This is a genomic window from Alphaproteobacteria bacterium (assembly GCA_019746225.1).
Lineage (GTDB): Bacteria > Pseudomonadota > Alphaproteobacteria > Paracaedibacterales > VGCI01 > VGCI01.
Window position 1 is genome coordinate 1 of sequence record JAIESE010000069.1, and the last position, 1,957, is coordinate 1,957.

The 1,957-nt window shown below is 45.2% G+C and carries 2 protein-coding genes; one reads left to right on the forward strand and one right to left on the reverse strand.

Annotation, left to right across the window (positions count from 1 at the left end; all coding sequences use genetic code 11):
* Nucleotides 1-416 precede the first annotated feature (416 nt).
* Nucleotides 417-1,037, forward strand: a complete 621-nt coding sequence (locus tag K2Y18_09990; GenBank protein MBX9806059.1) for a thymidine kinase — start codon at nt 417-419, stop codon at nt 1,035-1,037.
* Here the strand turns inward: K2Y18_09990 and K2Y18_09995 are convergent.
* Nucleotides 996-1,957 (reverse strand): hypothetical protein (locus tag K2Y18_09995; GenBank protein MBX9806060.1); only part of this gene is annotated, 962 nt, incomplete at its 5' end. The two genes, K2Y18_09990 and K2Y18_09995, sit on opposite strands and share 42 nt — an antisense overlap.

A 1,957-nucleotide genomic window follows, 5' to 3' on the forward strand; every position in this document is an offset into this window, starting at 1 on the left:
ATTCGAACCCTCGATACGGTCTCCCGTATACACGATTTCCAATCGTGCGCCTTCGACCGCTCGGCCACCTCTCCGCTTGGAATGGAGAAAAAGTACATGACTTCCCCCCCATTCTGCAACCCTAAAGTTTAGAAACTTATTTGTATTGAGAATAAATATAAAAGGCCTTACAGAAAAGTAGATCCCGCGGTCTGAGCCGCGGGACGTCGAATGGGGTGTGGTGACGTCCCGTGGGACTTTAGAATTGTTTAGAAGCCACACATACATATTGACGCCCCGCGACTTGATCGCGGGGTCCAGATCTACAGACAAAAGGCATATTCAACACGAAAAGTATAAACAAAATTTTCCTTGCGTTCCTTAAGGTTTGAATTTTAAAAAGGACTATAGATTTTAACTCAAGAAAGAAGAATTTCATGGCAAAGCTTCATTTTTACTATTCAGCAATGAATGCAGGAAAGACAACAACTCTCCTGCAATCCAATTACAACTACCAAGAACGGGGAATGAATACTCTTTTGTTTATCCCCTCCATTGATACTCGTCATGCTTTGGGAATTATTTCTTCTCGCATTGGTCTTCAAAATGAAGCCCATGCTTTTGAAAGAAATTTTGACTTCTTCACCTTTGTTAAAGACCATATTCAAAAACAAAAAATCAGCTGTATTTTGATTGATGAAGCTCAATTTCTCAGCAAAGAACAAGTCTTTCAACTCACCCGCATTGTGGATGAGCTAAAAATTCCTGTCCTCGCCTATGGTTTAAGGTCTGACTTTATGGGAGAGCCCTTTGAAGGAAGCAAGTATTTGCTGGCTCTTGCAGAGGAGATTACAGAAATCAAAACCATCTGCCACTGTGGACGCAAAGCCACCATGAATGCGCGCATTGATGAAAATGGTTATGTATTGCGCGAAGGAGAACAAGTGGAAATTGGTGGCAATGACCGTTACATTGCCCTTTGCCGGAAACATTATATGAGCGGTGAAAGTTCACTTTCAGAACAAACTGTCAATAAGGTCGCCCAAAAAGCCCTGTGACCCTTCTCCTTCAGTGGAAGTAGCTTCTGGGTGGAATGATGCGTCTCGATAAGGAACCCCCATCATATAAAGATGCCAGAGGCGAGCTGCAGGACTTCCTGCAGCAGGGTTCATGGGTGTATTATCATCATTTCCAGCCCAAACGCCGGTAATTAATTCTGGCGTAAAGCCAACAAGCCATGCATCACGATGATTTTGACTCGTTCCCGTTTTACCCGCAGATGGGCGATTGAGGGCCGCTTTTCTCCCGGTCCCATACTCCATCACCCCTTGCATCATTTGGGTCAACTCTTGAGTCACATAAGGATCCACAACTCGCTGAGGAACAATGTCTTTGTGGATATAAAGGGGATGCCCCCCAACCTCTTTTACTTTTAAAATAGCATAGGGTGAAACGCTCCATCCATGACGTGCAATCACCGCATAGGCCGCTGTAAGTTCGAGAAGAGTTGTCTCTCCCGTGCCCAAAACAATGGTCAAGTCATCAGGAAGGGGAGATTTTAAACCTATACGTCGGGCCGTTTCTTTCACTCTTTTAATCCCCATCTGATGAGCAAGACGGACACTAACCGTATTCACCGAGTGGGCCATAGCCTCTTGCAGAGGAATCTCTCCACGGGTTTGATACTTATAATTCTTCGGACGCCATTTTCCAAATTGAACAGGAACGTCACTCACATAATCTCCCGGGTGCATCCCCGACTCCAAAGCCGCTAAATAAAGCACCAGTTTAAAGGAAGATCCTGGCTGGCGCAGAGCTTGGGTTGCCCGGTTAAATTGACTCTTTCGATAATTCGTCCCCCCAATAAGGGCTCTTATAGCACCCTCATGGGTCATGGAAAGAAGGCTCATTTGACTGACCTTGGCTTTGTCACCCTTTTCCTCCATCACTTGCTGAACCTTGGCTTCTGCCAAAGATT

Coding starts and splice junctions, on each gene's coding strand:
- K2Y18_09990 (MBX9806059.1), top strand. CDS start 417: ATGGCAAAGCTTCATTTTTACTATTCAGCAATGAATGCAGGAAAGACA.